Source organism: Moheibacter sediminis (genome assembly GCF_900176425.1).
Lineage (GTDB): Bacteria > Bacteroidota > Bacteroidia > Flavobacteriales > Weeksellaceae > Moheibacter > Moheibacter sediminis.
The window spans coordinates 321,921-341,238 of record NZ_FWXS01000002.1 but is presented as its reverse complement, the minus strand read 5'-3'; the positions used below and the strand labels follow the sequence as shown (position 1 = coordinate 341,238).

Sequence of the window (19,318 nt, the reverse complement as noted above, 5' to 3'; positions counted from 1 at the left end):
AGATTTAATTTTCTAAACATGAAAACCAAATTTCTTTACTTTTTTTTAGCTATCTTATTTTCAATCAATTTCATAAGCTGCAAAGATGACGATGATACCCCGGGACCTTCAACCTCGGTCAATGATTTCGTGTGGAAAGCAATGAATACCTGGTATTATTGGCAGGAACAATCTCCAAATTTAGCAGACAATCGTTTTTCTAATGATGCGGATTATACCAATTTTCTCAATTCTCAACAAACCGATGAATTGTTTTATAGTCTGCTTTTTGATTATGGCAATACTGACCGATTTTCTTGGATTGTAGATGATTATGAAGTATTGGATAATTCATTTGCCGGAATTAATTTTTCTTACGGAATGGATTACGGGCTTGTTCGTTTGACGCCGAATTCGAGTACTTTGTTTGGCTACGTTCAATATGTTTTGCCTGATTCTCCGGCTGCTAATGCAGGATTTCAGCGAGGTGATATTTTTACAAGAATTAACGGAACACAATTGACAGATTCCAATTACACCCAGCTTTTACGAGAAATGTCCGCAACATTCGGAATGGGTTATTTGCAAAGTGGAGAATTATTTAATTCAGAGGAACAAATTTCAATTACAAAAACACAAATCAATGAAAATCCGGTTTACATTTCAACGGTTATAGAATCGGACGGACATAAAATCGGATACCTGATGTACAATAATTTTCGTGCAAATTACAATGATGAACTCAATCAAGCCATCACACAATTAAAATCTCAGGGAATTACAGATTTGGTAATTGATTTGCGTTACAATGGTGGAGGCTCTGTACAGACTGCAGCTTATTTCGGGAGCATGGTTACAGGGCAATTTAACCAACAGGATTTTACAAGATTGACATACAATCAAAAAAGGTCTAACAATAATTCAACCTATAAATTTGAAAATACTGCCAAATTGTTCAATGATGATTTACAGCAAACCGGAACATTTAATCTTACAAATTTAAATTTGAGTGAAGTGTATGTATTGACGACCAGAGGTTCAGCTTCCGCAAGTGAAATGCTCATCAGCTGTCTGAAACCTTACATCAACGTAGTCACAATTGGCATGCAGACTTATGGTAAAACGGTGGGTTCCATCACGCTTTATGACTCGCCTTCATCCTACTATACTTCGACTGACGGCATCAGCAACGCTCACAAATGGGCAATGCAGCCCATTGTTTTTGAATACAGAAATTCTCAAAATCAAGCCTCACCCACACAAGGAATTGTTCCCGATCATGAAATCAATGAAATCAGTTATTTAGAAAATTTACCGCAATTAGGAAGTTTGGAAGAGCCATTATTAAATCAAGCAATCACTTTGATTACCGGAGCTCCGAAGACTTCTCCAATTCCTATATTTACCAATCAGGAATTATTTAAAACTTCTAAAACGATGGAACAATTCGGGACTGAATTATATTTAGATAAGGGATTTAATCTAAATCCATAGTTTCCCTATCTTTGCCGACCATTATGAGCATCGAAATAAAAGAAATCTACACAAGAAACGAGTTAAAAGAATTTGTAAAATTCCAGTTTGAACTTTATAAAAACAACCCTTATTTTGTTCCCCCATTAATCAATGAGGAATTAAATGCACTTGATTCTGAAAAAAATCCGGCACTTAAACAAGCCGAAGCCCGTTATTTCCTTGCATATAAAAATGAAAAAATTGCCGGGCGAATTGCAGTTTTCATCAACAGAATTGAAACAAAAGAATTGAAAATTCCTAAAATCCGGTTCGGATTTTTCGATGTGATCGATGATATCGAAGTCACCAAATCACTTTTTGCAAAAGTGGAAGAAATTGCGAAGGCCAATAACCTTAAATACATGGAAGGTCCGATGGGTGCTTCCAATCTCGAAAAAGCCGGGATGCTCACTTTTGGTTTTGATAAAATTGCAACTGCCATCGGGATTTATAATTATGAATATTATCCAAACCATCTTGAGCAATTAGGATTTGAAAAAGAAAAGGAATGGGTGGAAAATTACCTGACCGCTCCCGAAACGCTTCAACAAAAAATCTACGATTTTGCCAAGCTGGTAACTGAGCGTTATAAATTGAAAATACTTCAGTTTAAAAGCCCGAAAGATATGCAGCCTTATATCAAACCGGTTTTTGATTTGCTGGAAGAGTCTTACAAAGATTTAGAAACTTTTGTGCCTATATCAGAAGAACAAAAAGCATTTTATGCCAAGAAGTATTCGACTATTTTAAATCCTGAATTCATTACATTTATAGAAGACGGCGAGGGTGAATTGTGCGCATTTGCAATTACGATGCCTTCTTACGCAAAGGCTCTTCAGAAAGCAAAAGGAAGTTTATTTCCACTGGGTTGGTACCATTTACTAAAAGCACAAAAGAAAAATGATATCGTCGAATTCGTGCTTATTGGCGTTCATCCGAAATACCAACGAAAAGGCGTGACAGCTATTATATTTCTGGAAATGTTTAACACTTTCAAAAAACACAATATCAAATGGCTGGAAACCAATCCCGAATTAGAAGATAACCAAAGCGTACAGGCACTTTGGACAGATTACAATCCCGTTTTACATAAAAGAAGAAAGACTTTTAAAAAGAATATTTAATTAAAAGAATATACATCCGGATCATTTTCAGATAAATTATTCTGGCATGAAAAATGGTTAAGTGTCATATAGTTAGAAATTTAAAACTATTAAAATATGGCATCAAAACAAACTACAAAAGGAAAAGTAGCTCCGAAAAAGGATGCTGCAGAACAACTTAAAGATTTCATGGTAGATGGGCTTAAAGACATCTACTGGGCAGAAAAAGAGTTAGTAAAAAGTCTTCCGAAGATGAAAAACAATGCTACTTCTTCCAAACTCAAAAAAGCCATTCAAAGTCATTTGACGGAAACAAAAGGTCATGTGAAAAAAGTTGAATCTACATTCAAAGCACTTGGTGAAAAAGTGGTTGCTGTGAAATGTGATGCGATGGATGGTTTGCTCAAAGAAGCCGATGGGATTTTGGAGGAAACAGAACCCGGAGCTGTAAGAGATGCTGCTATTATTGCCGCTGCTCAGAAAGTTGAACACTATGAAATTGCTTCTTATGGAACACTTGTTGCATATGCGAAATTGCTCAAAGAAAAAGAAGCAAAAGATTTGTTGGAAGCTATTTTGAAAGAAGAAAAAGCTTGTGACAAAGACTTATCTAAACTTGCAACTTCTGAAATAAATTTAAAAGCCAGATAAATTATTTTATTTAGTCTTTTGAATTTCCCTTGTTTGAATAAATTTCGGGCAAGGGAAATTTATTTTTATTAATAACTGACTAGTCCCTGAATTTCACTCGTAAATTTATTCAATTTTTCTCTTCCATTTAGGAAAGATAATTCTGCTATGAAGCTAAATTGTGTAACGATTCCACCGCATTTTTCGATTAAAGCGGCAGAAGCTTCGGCAGTTCCGCCCGTTGCCAATACGTCATCATGAATGAGCGCACGCATTCCTTTGTGGATATATTGCGGCTGAACTTCTATTGTAGCGCTTCCATATTCCAAATCATACGATTGAGAAATCGTCGGAGGAGGAAGTTTTCCTTGTTTTCTAATCAGTACAAAAGGCACATTTAGTTTTTGTGCAATCATAATCCCAAAGAGAAACCCACGGCTTTCGATACCGCAAACCACATCCACTTTTCCTCGGCTGAATTCGGCAAAAGTATCAGTGATTTCTCCGCATAATTCCGGATTTTGAAACAATGTAGTAATGTCTTTATATTGAATTCCCTGTTGTGGAAAATCTGCTACACGTGCGATGTTCTCATCAATTTTTTGGGCAAATGAATTATTCATTTAATTTTTGATTTAATCGCTGTAAAGCTAATGATTTTGTGGCATAGTAAAGACTTTGTAACAAATAGTTAAATTTAATTTCTTCAAGTTTAAGGATGAATGAAACTAAGAGTTCAAATAATTTAAAAATTCAATTTATAATATTAATTAAATTTCAAAAATTCCTTCTTCATGAAAAGCATAACAAATTTGATTTTCTAAAATAGATGAAGCGTCTAATCCTGTGAAAGCGCTAAAAGCGGGTAAAATCAGTTGATTTTCTGTCACGACATAACATGGAAAACGCATTCTTTTTGTCGCAAATTCAACGTTTATCCCAGGATGAACATGTCCGCTGATGGTTTGGTATTTACTACTTTCGGGCTGATGAATGAAATGCAAATTATCTATTACTAATTCTTTAAAAATATGGTAAATGCCTAAAGAATTTAATTTATTTTCTGAAATTCTGTCATGATTACCTTTAATTAAAATGAATTTGGTTTGATGGTGATTTTGAATTAATTCTTTGAAAAAATCCAATTCATTATTAGCGCCTGCATGAATCAAATCCCCTACTATCAAAACTTGCTTAGGTTGAAAATAATTGATCAAAAGGTTTAACCGATTTAAATCTTCTAAACTGATTTGAACGGGAACCGGAATTCCATTTTTCCGAAAATGTGCTGCCTTTCCCAAATGTAAATCAGACAAAATCAATATGTTTTTACTTGCCCAATACACAACTCTTTGATTAGTTAAAGTCAAATTTTCATTTGCAAAAAATATAGATTTTTCTACTAAATTCATTTTTTTCTTTTGGTTGAATTGATGCTTCTTTCTTGCAATTTTCGAATGCGTGCTGATAAATCCTCACTTGACAAAGATTGACGCAAACTATCGACTTTTATAGGAAAACTAAGGGGCGTAAACGCAGTTGCAAATTTATAAATGATTTTGCTTTTGCTGATTCTTTCAAATGCTGTACGCAAACGATATTCTTCCAACTGCTGATTAAAAACTTCACTGTAAGCCTGTTTCAACAAAAGATTTTCAGGGTCGTGCTCTTCCAAAACCTTAAATATAATCCCCGCCGAAGATTGCAATGATTTATTGGTCCGCTGTGCTCCGGGCAAAGTCTGAATAACCAATCCCGAAATCACGGCAATATCACGAAATTTCCTGCGTGCCATTTCTGTGGCATTTATACTGCTTAACAAATCTTGTGTGAGATTTTCGATATTTAAAATTTGATGCAATTCTTCTTTGTTTAATTTAATTTCAGAATCTGAAAATAATTCAAATCCATAATCATTCATCGCCATCGAAAAACTGATCGGATACAATTTACTGATGCGGTAAGCGATGAGTGCAGACATCACTTCATGCACCAAACGCCCTTCGAACGGATACATAAATAAATGATAGCCTTCGCGGGTTTTGATCAATTCTACTAAAAATTCATCTTCAGCCGGGATGTGCGAATGTTCATTTTGTCGGGAAACTAATGGATGCAGGAACTGCAATTCTTTTTCCTTTGAATTCGGATGCGTGGATTGGGCTAATTTTTGCCGTAAAAAATGACTCAGATTTGAACTCAACGGAAGCCTTCCTCCCAACCAGCTCGGTGTGATTGCCCTTCCTGAAGATAATTTTACATAAGCGGTCATTTCTTTGATTCTTAGGAATTCCAAAACGCGTCCGGCCAAAATAAATTTATTTCCGGGTTTTAATTTTGAAACGAAATATTCTTCAATCATTCCGATGTAACCACCTGAAATGAATTTCACACGCAACATGGCATCGCTTACAATCACACCGAGATTCATTCGATGAAGCATTGCAATTTTTCTGCTTTTTACAATTAATAATCCTTCTTCAGATTTGATTACTTTATGGAATTCATCATAATTTGCACCAATTTTTCCGCCTGATGTAATGAAAAAAATGCACCACTCCCACTCTTCTATGCTCATAAAACTAAATGCATGAGAATTTCGAATTACATCAAAAAGTTCATCTTCTTTAAAACCGCCGCCCAATGCTAATGTAACCAGAAACTGAACCAAAACATCAAAAGTCTGTACCATCGGTTCGCGGTTTTCGATGGTTTGGGTTTTCACAGCTTCTTTTAAGGCAGCAACTTCAATTAATTCCAAAGAATGCGTCGGAACGAAATAAATTTTAGAAACTTCAAATGGCGAATGTCCGCTCCTTCCCGCCCGCTGCATAAAGCGAGCAACACCTTTCGCAGAGCCAATTTGAATAACTGTATCTACCGGTTTGAAATCCACTCCTAAATCAAGAGATGAAGTAGAGACAACCGCTTTGAGTTTTCCTTCGCTCAACGCATCTTCAATCCACTGTCTGATATTTCCGTCGATGGAACTGTGGTGCAAGGCAATCTGCCCTGCAAAATCAGGATAAGCTTCCAATAACAATTGATACCAAGCTTCGCTTTGGCTTCGCGTGTTCGTAAAAACAATAGTCGTTTGGCTATTTAAAATGATGGGAACGACCTGATTGACCAACTTTCCGCCAAGATGTCCAGCCCAGGGAAGTACTTCTACTTCCTCAGGATAAACCGGAATGATTTCTATTTTCTTTTTTTCTTTGGCTAGAATTTTCACTTTCTTTTTAAAATTTGGAAGCAAAACATTCATGGCTTCCTCAAGATTACCGATGGTTGCGGTAATTCCCCAAACCTTGATTTTAGGGTGCTGGCTTTTCAAATATGCCAAAGCCAGTTCCACCATCACGCCGCGTTTGGAACCTAATAATTCGTGCCATTCATCAACCGCTGCACAATGCAACGATTTGAAAAAACGCTCTCTTCCTTTTTGTGCTAAAAGCAAATGAAGGCTTTCCGGTGTGACCAAAAGCACATCAGGCATTTGGCGCGTTTGCCGCTGTTTGTCTTTAATCTCTGTATCTCCATTTCGAACTTCTACCGTCCAATCCAAGCCAATTTCATCAATCGCTTCTTGCATCGCCCGACCCAAATCTTTGGCCAGTGAACGAAGCGGAGTTATCCAAACCAATTTTAAGCCTTTTTCATATTTTTCAGGATGATTCATAAAATCAATCAGAACTCCTAAAAAAACAGAAAAAGTTTTCCCAAAACCAGTCGGCGCAATCACCATTCCGCTATACCCATTGTTCAATTTCTCCCATGTTTTGGATTGAAATTCAAAAGGTTGATTTCCCTTTGATTCCATCCAATCGGCAATGATCGTGTAACCGTCTGTATTTTGGAATTTCTCTTTCAAATCAATGAATCATTAATTTAATTTCTTCTATATCGTCAATGTCAGCCACAGTTTTATCTTTTCGCCACCGCACAATTCTCGGAAAACGCAAAGCAACACCGGATTTGTGGCGGTTGCTGAAACCGATCCCTTCAAAAGCAATTTCAAAAACCAATTCAGGTTTTACTGTTCGTACCGGACCAAATTTTTCAATTGCATTTTTGTTGACAAAACGGCTCACTTCCTGAATTTCCTTGTCCGTCAATCCTGAATAAGCTTTGGCAATCGTAACCAATTTGTCCTCTTTTTTGACTGCAAAAGTGTAGTCTGTATAAAAACCGCTTCTTCGTCCGCTTCCTTTTTGTGCGTAGATCAAAACCGCGTCAATGGTCAGCGGATCGATTTTCCATTTCCACCAATCTCCTTTTTTTCTTCCGGTATGATAAGGTGATTTTTTGTTTTTCAACATCAATCCTTCGTTGTTGACCGAGCGTGAATTTTCTCTGATTTCCTTTAATTTGTCCCAGTTATTTTCTGAAATGATTTGAGACAAAAAGATATTTTTAGAAAGATTTAAATTGAATAATTCTTCAAGTTTTGATCGTCGTTCCTTCATAGATTTACTTCGCCAGTCTTCATTTTCCCATTCCATCAAATCATATGCAAAAACCACAACCGGAATTTCTTCCATCATTTTTTTGGTTAAATTTTTTCGATTCAATCTTTTTTGTAATTCAGAAAAATTCAAAACCTGATTTTCTTTGTAAGCTAAAATTTCTCCGTCGATTACAAAATTCCCTTTCCAATTCATTAATTGTTGTTTGATTTCGGGAAATTGATCAGTCACCAATTCTTCTCCACGTGACCAAATGAAAACTTCGCCGCCCCGTTTGATGAACTGTCCGCGGATTCCGTCCCATTTATATTCAGCCTGCCAGTCATTAATTTCTCCTAAATCTTCAGGTTCTTTTTCCAATGCATACGCCAGACAAAATGGATAAGGTTTCGATAATTGTGTGTCGGCATATTTTCCTTGAATCAAATCATCAAAATTCGCTTCAGTAATGTTCCATTCTCCCATAATGCTGTGTGTAACGGAGCTTGCATCCATGTCGTAATGTTTTGCTAAAGCGTTGATTAAACCTTTTGACGAAACACCGACACGGAAACTTCCGCCTAATAATTTATTGAAAATAAACCGTTCGTTGTGAGGTAGATTGTTCCAAGCATTTAGGACAAATTCTTTCTTTTCTACATCAGATTTATCCTTTAAATCCATAATTAAATTCATCCATTCGGACAAACTTTTTTCGATTGAAATTTCAGGTTGTGGTAAAATCAAAGAAATCGTTTCGCCCAAATCGCCAACTGACGAATAGGATTCCAAAAACAACCATTCGGGAATTTTCGCCAATTCCATCGCCCACTGTTTCATGAAGCCTGTGTTGACGTTTCTTTTGGGACGTTTTCCGGTAAATAATGCCAGAAACCAAAGTTTGTCATCGTTACTTGCATCGATTAAAAATTGATTGATGGCTTCCAGTTTTAAAGTAGTTTTATTGGTGCTGTCGAGTGCGTTGATGAGTGTTGCAAATTCTTTCATATTTCTAGAGAATTTATAGATTCAACTTCCTCATCATCAGAACCGAATTCGGTTTTTAATTCTTCCGCATAAATTCCCATTTCATTCAAATATTTGCTAAAAACCGCTGTTTGTCCGTGCGTTACATAAACTTTCTCGGCTTCTGTAGCTTTAATTGCTTCGAGCAATCCGCTCCAATCTGCGTGGTCGCTGATAGCAAATCCGGCATCAGCACTGCGCCATCTTCTAGCCCCGCGAACCTGCATCCAACCAGAACAAATCGCAGTTGCGCGGTTAGGAATTTTTCGTATTACATTGGAATCAAGCAAAGATGGAGGTACAATTACAATTCCTTTGTTTAAATATTTTGCATCTTCACGCAGATCCATGGTCGAATATTCAGGCAATTTAATTCCAACGCTTTCATAAGCTTCATTTAATTTACCGATGGAATAATGCACATTTATAGGTGAAATTCCTTCAATGGCTTTCATGATTCGCTGTGCTTTTCCTAAAGAATAACCCACAAAAACTGAAGTTTTTCCATTGGATTGATTGTTCAAAACCCAGTTTTGAAGTTGTTCATTTTGTTTTTCTACACTCAACCAATTGTAAATCGGAAGTCCAAAAGTGCTTTCTGTTATAAATTCATGGCATTTAACTACTTCATAAGGTGTAGAAAGATTATCATCCTGAACTTTATAATCACCGGAAATCACAACTACTTTTCCTTTGTGTTCCAAACGAATCTGCGCTGAACCAATGATGTGTCCTGCCGCATGAAAAGAGACTTTCACATCATTAATCAGCAGATTTTCATTGTATCCAATTCCTTGAACTTGAATGTCTTTTCCGATTCTGCTTTTCAAAATCGGAACTGTAAAGTGATGACATAAATATTTTCTCATTCCCCAACGGGCATGGTCAGCGTGTCCGTGCGTAATCAATGCTAAATCTACAGGCCGCCAAGGGTCTATGTAGAATTTACCGGGAACGCAATAAATACCTTTTGGAGTGAATTTGAGCATGAATTTTAGTTAGTTTAATGAATTTGAATTCATTAATAACAAAAAAAATACCGAAGAATAAATCACTAGAATTTATGAAGCAAAAAATAAAAAAAAACCAAATGAAAATTAATTCATTTGGCTTTAGTGACCCGGCTGGGGCTCGAACCCAGGACCCCAACATTAAAAGTGTTGTGCTCTACCAACTGAGCTACCGAGTCTTTATAAAAATACCCTTTTGATATCAATTAAAAACTGATAAATTTTGAAAAAAAAAACGAAACAATAGTTTCGTTTCTTAGTGACCCGGCTGGGGCTCGAACCCAGGACCCCAACATTAAAAGTGTTGTGCTCTACCAACTGAGCTACCGAGTCATTCCGCATTGCGTTATTGTAACGTTAACGGGGTGCAAATATATAAATAACATTTTATATGCAAAACCATTTCTGATTTTTTTTGGAAGTTTTTTTCATTCCTTTTTTAATGTACTGATTTTAAGATTTTTTGCACTTTTGCAAAAAGATTAAATTCATGAAAGTTTCTTTGATTGGGTATATGGGAAGTGGAAAAACCACGATTGGAAAAGAATTAGCTGAAAAATTAAAGACTGATTTTTTAGATTTAGATAAATTAATTGAAAATCATACCAAAAAAACCATTTCTGAATTATTTAAAGAATTGGGCGAAATTCGATTTAGAAAGATTGAAAGAGAAGTTTTGATGGATATTTTAAACACCAAATCTGATTTCATTTTGGCTGTGGGCGGTGGAACGCCTGTTTATTATGACAATATGAATTTGATTAATGAAGAGACAATTTCTATTTATTTACGGGCAAATCCCAAATTCTTATCGGAAAGATTAATTAATGAAAAATTAAGCAGACCGATGATTGCACATCTTGCTGATGAAGACCTGCTTGAATTTATTGCGAAACATTTGTTTGAAAGAAGGAATTTTTATGAAGAGTCAAATTTTAAAATTGATATTCAATTTAAATCAGTAAGTGAAATTTCGGAAGAAATCATTCATCTTGTTGATCTTCCTCAGAGGTAAATTCATCCAAATCCCTGCGGTCTTTTTTCGTGGGTCTGCCCTCTCCTCTTTCACGGTAATAATCTTGTGAAAGTTTTCTGAGTTCTAATTTTTCCAATTCTTCTTTAGGTGTTTTGTCAACAATATGAAGCGTTACCAATTTAGGTCCTATACGGCTTTTAGGGACTTGTAAAACCTGAAATTGGTAATCGATCTGGTCTCTTCTGACCTCAATTGTATCTGATGCTACAATTTCACGCGAAGCCTTTGCTACGGCACCATTTACTTTTATCCGGTTCTTTTTGCAGGCTTCAGTTGCCTGGCTGCGGGTTTTGAAATATCGTACGCTCCAAAGTAATTTATCTAAACGCATTGTTAAATTTCTGCTAAGGAACTATATTTTTGTAAATTCGCAAATTAAATAACAAAAATTATGATGAAAAAATGGGGTTTGACCATTCTTGCTCTGGGAATATTCTTCACAGCTTGTAAAAATGATGACGATGGAATTGATGAACTTCCCGTAGAAGAACAAAATCAAGTCGATGATGATGCCATAATAGAGTATCTTAAAAATCACTATTTTGATTCTGAAAAAGGTTTAATTAAAGAATTTAGTGATATAGATTCTACGGACAATGACTACCCTACGCTTCATTCTCAAGGAACAAAGTTACCTTCCGGTGTTTGGATTGTGAAAAGACCAGGCGTTATTGCTGAAGGACCGATTGCTGATGACAATACAAAAGACAGTATTTTGATATCGCATGAAACAAAAGCATTTAAAGCAAGTTATAAAGACCTACCAGAAGGAGGGAAACCTTATAGACCTATATCAGTATTTTTCTCAACTCTTAATCCTTCAGGTACACCAGCTTGGGATCCTATTTTTTATTATGTTCATTTAAATGCTACACAAATTGATAATGGTATCAATCTTAGACATTATGTGATGGAAGGTTTTACGGAAGGTTTGAAACATTTTAATTCCACTAATACTAACGGATCTGATTTGTATAATTTTCAAGGAGCGATTGTAGTTCCTTCAAGATTGGCATATGGAAGAGATATCGATTATTTAAGTGGATCCAGAAACTATAGCTGTAGAGATTGTAGTTTTGTAGTTAATTTCGAATTGCACAAAGTAATCGAAAGAATTCCTTAAAATATTCTCTGATAATATATTTAAAAGTGTAAATGAATTTTTCGTTTACACTTTTTTATTTTCTTAAATTTGGGACTCTTTTATGGAATTTTTACTCTCAGAATTTAAAAATAACATCAATAGATTGAGTAAGATTTCTCAATCTAAATTTTTGATAGCAGTAAGCGGTGGTATTGACAGCATGGTTTTATGCGATTTATTTCTGAAATTAAAACTGAATTTTTCTGTAGCTCACTGCAATTTTCAACTCAGAGGAAATGATTCTGATTTAGATGAAGAATTCGTCAGAAATTATTGTATCCAAAATCAAATTAAATTTCATTCTAAGACATTTAATGTAAAAGAATATAAACAGTCGGGAAATCATTCCACACAAATGGCAGCGCGTGATTTGCGTTATGCTTGGTTTAAAAAATTGATGCAGGAAAATCAATTTAATCTATTAGTAACAGCCCATCATTTGAACGATTCGTTGGAAACTTTTTTGATCAATCTTTCGCGTGGTTCTGGCATAAATGGTTTGACCGGCATTCAATTCCAGCAAAATGAAATCATTCGCCCGCTTTACAATATTTCCAAAAAATCCATTTTAGAATATGCAGGATTGAATCAAATTCGGTGGCGGGAAGATGTAAGTAATGCAACCGATGATTACATTAGAAATAAAATTCGCAATCAAATAGTTCCTGTTTTGAATGAAATTCATCCTGAATTTTTAGCTAATTTTTCCAAATCCATTCAAATTTTAAAAGACGAAAAGACAATCATTCAAAATCAATTCGAAAATTTATCAGATGAATTGTTCATTTCTGCGAAAAATAATTATTCAGTTTCCATTCAAAAATTGAAAGAATTGCAGCCGTTTAATTCTTCTTTGTTTCATTTGTTTTCAAAATTTGGATTTATGCATCCGCTTGAAATTGAGAGGTTAATGGATGCAAATGAAGGAAGTGAAATCAACTCAAATGAATATAGATTGATCAAAAATCGTGGAGAATTAATTCTTTCCCGACAAACAAAAATAAAGGAATCAGAGGAATTTATAGTGGAAGATGGAAAGTTAATACAAAAACCGCTAAATTTGAGACTTTCAAAATCAGAAGTAAGAGATTTTTCGGCTTCAGAAACGCTGGATGTCGAGAAAATTTCTTTTCCGCTTCGATTGAGAAAGGCAAAAACCGGAGATGTTTTTTTTCCATTTGGAATGAGGGGTTCAAAAAAGTTGAGCAAATTTTTCAAAGACGAAAAATTCTCCAAAATTGACAAAGAAGACAGTTGGTTGTTAGTCGATGATGAAGACCGAATCGTTTATGTAACAGGGATTCGAATCGATGACCGATTTAAAATAACAGAGAACACACACAAATTCTTAAATATTTACTTATGCTAAAGAGGACTTTATTTTTTTTACTGCTGTTGCCCTTTCTGGTCAATGCGCAGGTTTTGACTCCTGTGAAATGGAGCACGGAAACCAAAGATTTAGGTAACAATGAATACGAAATTTCGCTTCATGCCAAAATAGAGAGTGGCTGGCACATGTATTCACAGCAACACCCTACGGATGGAACGGGAATTCCAGCAACTATCACATTTGAAAAGAATTCTAATTATGAGTTAATTGGAAAAACTACCGAATCGGGAAAATTATTAGACAAATACAGTGAACTGTTTGAACAACAGGAGAAATATTATGAGAGCAAAGTTACTTTCAAACAAAAAGTAAAATTAAAATCTGAGAAACCGGTTGAAATTAAATTCAGCGCGGAAACTCAGGTTTGTGATGCTGAAAAATGTTTGCCGCCTGATTGGTTGGATTATTCGGTAAAAATAATTCCAAAAACAAAAGAAGAAAATTCTGATGAAAGTACTAATAAAGAAGACGTTACATCGGTTGATTCAACTGAAATTTCAACGCAAGATTCTACAGAAGTTATTGCAGCAAATATTATGGAATCACAAGATTCGACAAAAACTACTACTGTTTCATCAAATATTCAATCTGATTCTGAAGAAGAAGGCGGACTTTGGGGTATTTTTTTAAAAGGAATAATTGGTGGATTTCTAGCTTTGTTAATGCCTTGTATTTTTCCAATGATTCCATTAACAGTAAGTTTATTTACAAAACAGAGTGGTAATAGAAGCCAAGGAATTTTTAAAGCATTAATCTACGGATTGTCTATTGTTGTAATTTTTGTGGGATTTGCTTCATTAATTACGTTGATATTTGGGGGCTCTGCACTAAATGAATTTGCTACAAATCCATGGTTAAATATTATGTTATTTGCAATATTTATACTATTTGCAATATCATTTTTCGGTGCCTTTGAAATTACACTTCCTTCTAGCTGGGCTAACTTCACTGATAAACAGGCAGACAAAGGAGGCTATGTAGGGATTTTCTTTATGGCATTTACACTTGTTCTGATTTCTTTTTCTTGTACTGTACCTATCATTGGAGGTTTAGCTGCACAAGCTAAAGATTCGGATAGTTATTTAGCTTTAATAATTGGGTCTTTAGGCTTTTCTATTGCATTAGCTCTGCCTTTTGTATTATTTGCCATATTTCCAAGTTGGTTAAACTCGCTGCCAAGATCAGGAGGATGGATGAATGTAGTGAAAGTTTGTATAGGATTTATTGAGTTAGCATTTGCTTTTAAATTTTTATCAAATGCTGATTTAGTTTGGCAAGCACATATTTTAGAAAGAGAAGCTTTTTTAGCTATATGGATTGCAATAGGAAGTCTACTAGTGATATATCTCATTGGAGGATTTAGAATGAAAATGGACTCTCCACAAGACCGGATAGGAGTACCAAGATTATTTTTTGCAACTTTATTTGCCTCTATTGTGATTTATATGATTCCGGGAATGTGGGGTGCGCCTGTAAAATTACTTAGTGGATTGACACCTCCTATTCAATATTCAGAGTCGCCAAATGGAGTAGGATTTTCAGGTGGAACTATTAGCAGTTCTTCTTCGACTTCCACGGGATTAATCCAAGGGCAAAAATACGGTCCTCATCAGATTCCTGCATTTTTGGATATGGCTGACGCCATTGAACATTCCAAAAAAATCAATAAACCAATTATGATTGACTTTACTGGTCATGCCTGTGCGAATTGCCGTAAGGTAGAAGAACGTGTTTGGTCTGATCAGAAAATCAAACAGTTACTCTTGGATGAAGTCGTTTTGGTCTCTCTTTATGTAGATGAAAGAACGGAATTACCAAAAGACCAACAAATTTTTTCCAAAGCTTTAGGGCGTAATTTGAAAACTGTCGGGAACAAATGGACTGCATTTGAAATTGAACAATACAACAATAATGCACAGCCTTATTACATCATTGTAGATGAAAATTTAAATGAATATAACAAACCCTTGGGTGCGATTTATGATGTTGAAGAATATTATAAATGGATGAAACAAGGCATCGATGGTTATAATGCCAATAAGAAATAGCATTTTCAATTCGAGTATAGTCTAAAATCAATGACTGTGACTTAAACTGATAGTCAGATAAGCAATAGCAAAACCCAGAAGTAGTGTTACTATTTTCTGGGTTTTGAATTTATGGCTGTCTGTACTTTCGAATAAAATAACGGTTGCGATGTGAAGGAAAATCCCTCCGACAAATGCAGTTACTTCTTTATGATACTGAGCTAAAATTGTATCTCCAAACAAAACGCCAAGTGGTCCTGCGATTGCAAATAACGACAAGAATAAAATTTTGTTTCTCAATGAATCCGTCATATTGGAAATTGCTCCAAACAAAACCATTGTAATAGGAATGTTATGAATGACAATTGCCCACAAAAGACTATCCGAATGCTGGTGTCCGACAGGCATTCCCTCAAAAAAAGAATGAAGAAAAAGACCAATGAATATACTTACGGGAATTTGCTGATTTTTTTGAAAATGAACATGACCATGCTCTGCTCCTTTACTCAAAGATTCTACAATAATTTGAAATAACAATCCTGCTAAAACAAATAACCCGATTGTATGACTATGTCCTTCATAAACACCAGGAAAAATTTCTAAGACAGTGATTCCCAAAAAATAAGCTCCACTGAAAGTCAGTAAAAACTTAGACAAAATTTTATTGGATGAAAAAAAATAACCTAAAATACTACCGATTACTACGGATAAAATAAGCAGCAAAATGTCAATCATGACGCAAATGTAGAACTCTTTCGTTAAATTATAGTTAATTCATTAATTATCATTAAATTCGTTCAACACAATTAATTAACACATGAGACATTTTTTACTATTGCTTCTGGCAATGGTTTCATCATTTATATTTGCACAAAGTATAATTGTGAATCCTGCTTCTGCACCTGAATCTGCTTTGACCGCGGAACAACTTACGCTCGAAGTTCTTATCGATGGAGGAGAATGTTCGGCAATTGAAAATTTTAGCATCAAACATAACACAAATGCGAGTGCGCAAAACCGTAGTTGGGGCTATTTCGAAAAAGGTAATTCCAATTTTCCTTTTGAGAGTGGTATTGTTTTAACCTCTGGGAAAGCTAAAGAAGCAGAAGGTCCGAATGATGGTCCAGTTGTTTCTTCTGGAAGCTGGGCTGGAGATAATGATGCTCGCATATTGTCTGACTCTGGTTATCAAAGTCATGATGCAACAGTTTTTGAATTTGATTTTATTCCACAGGCAAATGAAATTTCATTCAATTATATTTTTGCATCTGAAGAATATCCTGATTACGCTTGTCCCGGCCCTTTCGGTAATTATAATGACGTATTTGGCTTCATAATAAGTGGGCCAGGAATTGTGAATGATCCCGGATTATCTGGAAAGAATATTGCATTATTACCAAATGGATTACCGGTTACTATCAATAATGTGAATGATGAGTGGTGTGGATATGAAGAGTTTTATGTTGGAGGAACTTCTCCGTGGCCAGCGTTTCAAGATATACGATATGGTGGAAGAACAGTCCCATTAACAGCTTACTCAGAGGTAATAGCAGGACAAACTTATCATATTCGATTATTGGTAAGTGATATTGGGGATAGTAATTACGATTCAGCCGTATTCCTCGAAGCAGGCTCTTTCAGTTTAGGATCAACGCTTATGGATGAAGGCGGAATTGAATTGGAAGATGTGCAAGTAGTTTGCGATGATCCGGAATATACATTGTATGTTGATGTACATAATCCCGATGCTATCATAAAATGGTATTTAGAAGATGAATTAATTCCCGGCGAAAGTGGCGAATCTCTAACAATTACAGAATCAGGAAACTATAAAGTAACCGTAGCGCTTGAAGATGGTTGTGAACAAGAAGATACTGTAAATGTGCTTTTTAGAATTTCTCCTGAAGTAAATAATTATACAGAACCTTTAATGTGTACTGTTGATGGTTCTTACAATTTCAACTTGGAAGATTTTAATTCAGAAATATCCACCAGCTTAGATGTAACATATACTCATTATAATACTGAAGCCGGAGCTGAAACAGCTGATGCAGATGATTTCATAGCATCGCCTCAAAACTTTCCCGTAAATGGGGAGATCACTGTTTATGTAAGAGTTGAAAGTGGATTGGGCTGCTATAGAGTAGCTTCACTAACATTACAAACTTCACTATTACCAGTTATGCAAGCTCAAAATTATTCAGTTTGTGATGAAAACGGAGATGGAGTTGTTGAATTTGATTTGACTACTTATAACGATTTGATGGTGACTTCAAGTTTGACGGACTTGGAATTTGAATATTACACCGATCCGGCACTTACACAGCAAATTACCTCACCAGAAAGTTTTGAAAACACACAAAATCCTCAAATTATTTATGTAAAAACTTTTTACGCTAATGCTAATTCAACATGTTCAGCGACAGAGGAACTGACACTAATTGTAAATGAATTTCCGGAAATTCAAAACTGGACGATGCCTTTGATTTGTGATAATTTGAACGATAATTACGAAATTATAGATTTAACACAAAATGAATTGGTAGTCACAGAAGGAATTAACGTAACACTTCAATATTTCCCCTCATTTGGAGATATGACAAGCGGAACTGAAGAAATTTTTGATCCGGAAAATTATGAATATACAGGCGACCTTACTGAAATTTATGTTTCAATTGAAAACGGCAATCAAACTTGTAAAGAATATGTAGTTTTAACTTTAGGATTTAATTCTGCACCGGATGCTCATGACCTAACATGGGAAAACTGCAGTATAGATGGTCTTTTTGAATATCATCTGCCTGATGTAAACAATGAAATTAATTACAATCCAGACGGACTAGAATTCACTTATTACCTTTCTTATAATAATGCGTTTGATGCCGTGCAACCCATTAACGAAAACTATACGAATTCCAATCCTGATGAAATCATTTACGTAAGAGTTGAAAATGAAAATGGTTGTTTCAACATTTCTGAAATAAATCTTATCACCACTCACCTTTTGCACGAAACTTTAAACGATATTTTAGAAATCTGTGATGATCCACTATCGGAAAATGATGGAATTGCTGAATTTGATTTGACAGAAATGGATGAAGAAATTCAAAATCAATTTGGAGGTTTGAATTATACAGTCAAATATTATACAACTCTTGAGCGCGCTCAGGAAAATTCAGATGAAATTTCAAACACAACCCAATTTGAAAACACAACCAACACACAAACCATTTACGCACGTGTTTTTGATGGTGAAAATGCTTGCATCGGAACAGCTGAATTTTTGCTGAGAGTAAATCCTGTTCCTGAATTTGAATTAACTCCTAGCATAACATTCTGTGTCAATGAAACAAAGTTTTTTGAATTTGAAGAGCAGTTTGATTCCTACACATGGATAAATCCAAATGGAGATATAGTAAGTAACCAAAATTCTGTTACATTCGAGCAGGGAGGAATTTATACCCTGGAAGTTACTTCCAATGGATTTGATTGTCCGGCAGCTCGCGAGATTAATGTTATTGTAGAACCATCTCCTATCGTATCGGAAATTGAAGTTGACGGTAATTTTGTAAGAGTAAATGTTATAGGAAACGGTCCGTTTGAATATAGTTACAACAATGGTCTGACATGGAGTCCTTATAATACGTTTCCAAACATTGAGTCGGGAATATTCTATATGCTGGTTCGTTCAGCAAATGGATGCATCTCAGAAGGAAAATTATTTGGCGTATTAGGAATCCCAAATGTAATTACTCCAAATGGAGATGGTTACAATGATTACATGACGGTTAGAGGATTGGAAGCTTATCCTGATGCTCATATCAAAATATTTGACCGATATGGTAAAATTTTCATTGACAGAAATATGCAGGGACAATTTGAATGGGATGGAAAATACATGGGACGACCGCTTCCATCTGGTAGTTACTGGTACATCATAATTGTTGATAAAGACAAATCTCTTTCTGGTCACATAACAATTAAAAATTAATCAAAATTTAATTTACATTTAC

15 protein-coding genes and 2 tRNA genes are annotated in these 19,318 nt (G+C 35.2%); 8 read left to right on the top strand and 9 right to left on the bottom strand.

Annotated elements, in window-relative coordinates:
* Positions 1 to 18 precede the first annotated feature (18 nt).
* From B8977_RS04515 to B8977_RS04505, 3 genes are all read left to right on the top strand, one after another.
* A complete protein-coding gene (locus B8977_RS04515; RefSeq protein WP_084016484.1) occupies positions 19 to 1,473 on the top strand; it encodes a S41 family peptidase in 1,455 nt (484 codons plus the stop codon).
* A 20-nt stretch (positions 1,474 to 1,493) separates the two neighbouring features.
* Positions 1,494 to 2,618: an N-acetyltransferase gene (locus B8977_RS04510; RefSeq protein WP_394334466.1), complete on the top strand. Its 1,125-nt coding sequence runs from the start codon at positions 1,494 to 1,496 to the stop codon at positions 2,616 to 2,618.
* A 96-nt stretch (positions 2,619 to 2,714) separates the two neighbouring features.
* On the top strand, positions 2,715 to 3,248 hold the full coding sequence (locus tag B8977_RS04505; protein ID WP_084016482.1) for a YciE/YciF ferroxidase family protein: 534 nt from the start codon (positions 2,715 to 2,717) through the stop codon (positions 3,246 to 3,248).
* Between the two features lie 68 nt (positions 3,249 to 3,316).
* Here B8977_RS04505 and B8977_RS04500 read toward each other — a convergent pair whose 3' ends face one another.
* The 7 genes from B8977_RS04500 to B8977_RS04470 all read right to left on the bottom strand — a co-directional run bounded on the left by B8977_RS04500 (position 3,317) and on the right by B8977_RS04470 (position 10,041).
* Positions 3,317 to 3,850 carry an adenine phosphoribosyltransferase gene (locus tag B8977_RS04500; RefSeq protein ID WP_084016481.1) on the bottom strand — a complete coding sequence of 178 codons (534 nt, stop codon included), beginning with the start codon at positions 3,848 to 3,850 and terminating at the stop codon, positions 3,317 to 3,319.
* A 147-nt stretch (positions 3,851 to 3,997) separates the two neighbouring features.
* Positions 3,998 to 4,639 carry a ligase-associated DNA damage response endonuclease PdeM gene (pdeM, locus tag B8977_RS04495; RefSeq protein ID WP_084016480.1) on the bottom strand — a complete coding sequence of 214 codons (642 nt, stop codon included), beginning with the start codon at positions 4,637 to 4,639 and terminating at the stop codon, positions 3,998 to 4,000.
* The gene (locus tag B8977_RS04490; protein WP_262494073.1) at positions 4,636 to 7,098 is read right to left on the bottom strand and encodes a ligase-associated DNA damage response DEXH box helicase; all 2,463 of its coding nucleotides are present in this window, start codon (positions 7,096 to 7,098) and stop codon (positions 4,636 to 4,638) included. Before B8977_RS04490 ends, pdeM begins: the two co-directional genes overlap by 4 nt.
* Position 7,099: 1 nt before the next feature.
* On the bottom strand, positions 7,100 to 8,680 hold the full coding sequence (locus tag B8977_RS04485; protein ID WP_084016479.1) for an ATP-dependent DNA ligase: 1,581 nt from the start codon (positions 8,678 to 8,680) through the stop codon (positions 7,100 to 7,102).
* On the bottom strand, positions 8,677 to 9,687 hold the full coding sequence (locus tag B8977_RS04480) for a ligase-associated DNA damage response exonuclease (RefSeq protein WP_084016478.1): 1,011 nt from the start codon (positions 9,685 to 9,687) through the stop codon (positions 8,677 to 8,679). Before B8977_RS04480 ends, B8977_RS04485 begins: the two co-directional genes overlap by 4 nt.
* Positions 9,688 to 9,814: 127 nt before the next feature.
* A tRNA-Lys gene (locus B8977_RS04475) sits at positions 9,815 to 9,887 on the bottom strand.
* Positions 9,888 to 9,968: 81 nt separating this feature from the next.
* Positions 9,969 to 10,041: transfer RNA gene (locus B8977_RS04470), tRNA-Lys, on the bottom strand.
* A 157-nt stretch (positions 10,042 to 10,198) separates the two neighbouring features.
* Between B8977_RS04470 and B8977_RS04465 the strand changes: the two genes are divergently transcribed.
* Positions 10,199 to 10,723, top strand: coding sequence for a shikimate kinase (locus tag B8977_RS04465; RefSeq protein WP_084016477.1), 525 nt, complete (start codon positions 10,199 to 10,201; stop codon positions 10,721 to 10,723).
* Here the strand turns inward: B8977_RS04465 and B8977_RS04460 are convergent.
* Complete coding sequence (locus B8977_RS04460; RefSeq protein ID WP_084016476.1) at positions 10,692 to 11,075, bottom strand: RNA-binding S4 domain-containing protein; 384 nt, start codon at positions 11,073 to 11,075, stop codon at positions 10,692 to 10,694. The two genes, B8977_RS04465 and B8977_RS04460, sit on opposite strands and share 32 nt — an antisense overlap.
* A 60-nt stretch (positions 11,076 to 11,135) precedes the next feature.
* On the opposite strand from B8977_RS04460, the gene B8977_RS04455 reads away from it, so the two are divergent.
* The 3 genes from B8977_RS04455 to B8977_RS04445 all read left to right on the top strand — a co-directional run bounded on the left by B8977_RS04455 (position 11,136) and on the right by B8977_RS04445 (position 15,326).
* Positions 11,136 to 11,867, top strand: a complete 732-nt coding sequence (locus tag B8977_RS04455; protein WP_084016475.1) for a hypothetical protein — start codon at positions 11,136 to 11,138, stop codon at positions 11,865 to 11,867.
* A gap of 82 nt (positions 11,868 to 11,949) precedes the next feature.
* The gene (tilS, locus tag B8977_RS04450) at positions 11,950 to 13,257 is read left to right on the top strand and encodes a tRNA lysidine(34) synthetase TilS (protein ID WP_084016474.1); all 1,308 of its coding nucleotides are present in this window, start codon (positions 11,950 to 11,952) and stop codon (positions 13,255 to 13,257) included.
* Positions 13,251 to 15,326, top strand: a complete 2,076-nt coding sequence (locus B8977_RS04445) for a protein-disulfide reductase DsbD family protein (protein WP_084016473.1) — start codon at positions 13,251 to 13,253, stop codon at positions 15,324 to 15,326. The genes tilS and B8977_RS04445 overlap by 7 nt, the downstream gene beginning before the upstream one ends.
* Positions 15,327 to 15,353: 27 nt before the next feature.
* On the opposite strand, the gene B8977_RS04440 is transcribed toward B8977_RS04445, so the two are convergent.
* Complete coding sequence (locus tag B8977_RS04440; protein ID WP_084016472.1) at positions 15,354 to 16,040, bottom strand: ZIP family metal transporter; 687 nt, start codon at positions 16,038 to 16,040, stop codon at positions 15,354 to 15,356.
* An 82-nt stretch (positions 16,041 to 16,122) separates the two neighbouring features.
* Here B8977_RS04440 and B8977_RS04435 point away from each other — a divergent pair, with 82 nt between their 5' ends.
* On the top strand, positions 16,123 to 19,296 hold the full coding sequence (locus tag B8977_RS04435) for a T9SS type B sorting domain-containing protein (RefSeq protein WP_084016471.1): 3,174 nt from the start codon (positions 16,123 to 16,125) through the stop codon (positions 19,294 to 19,296).
* The last annotated feature ends 22 nt before the right edge of the window (positions 19,297 to 19,318 follow it).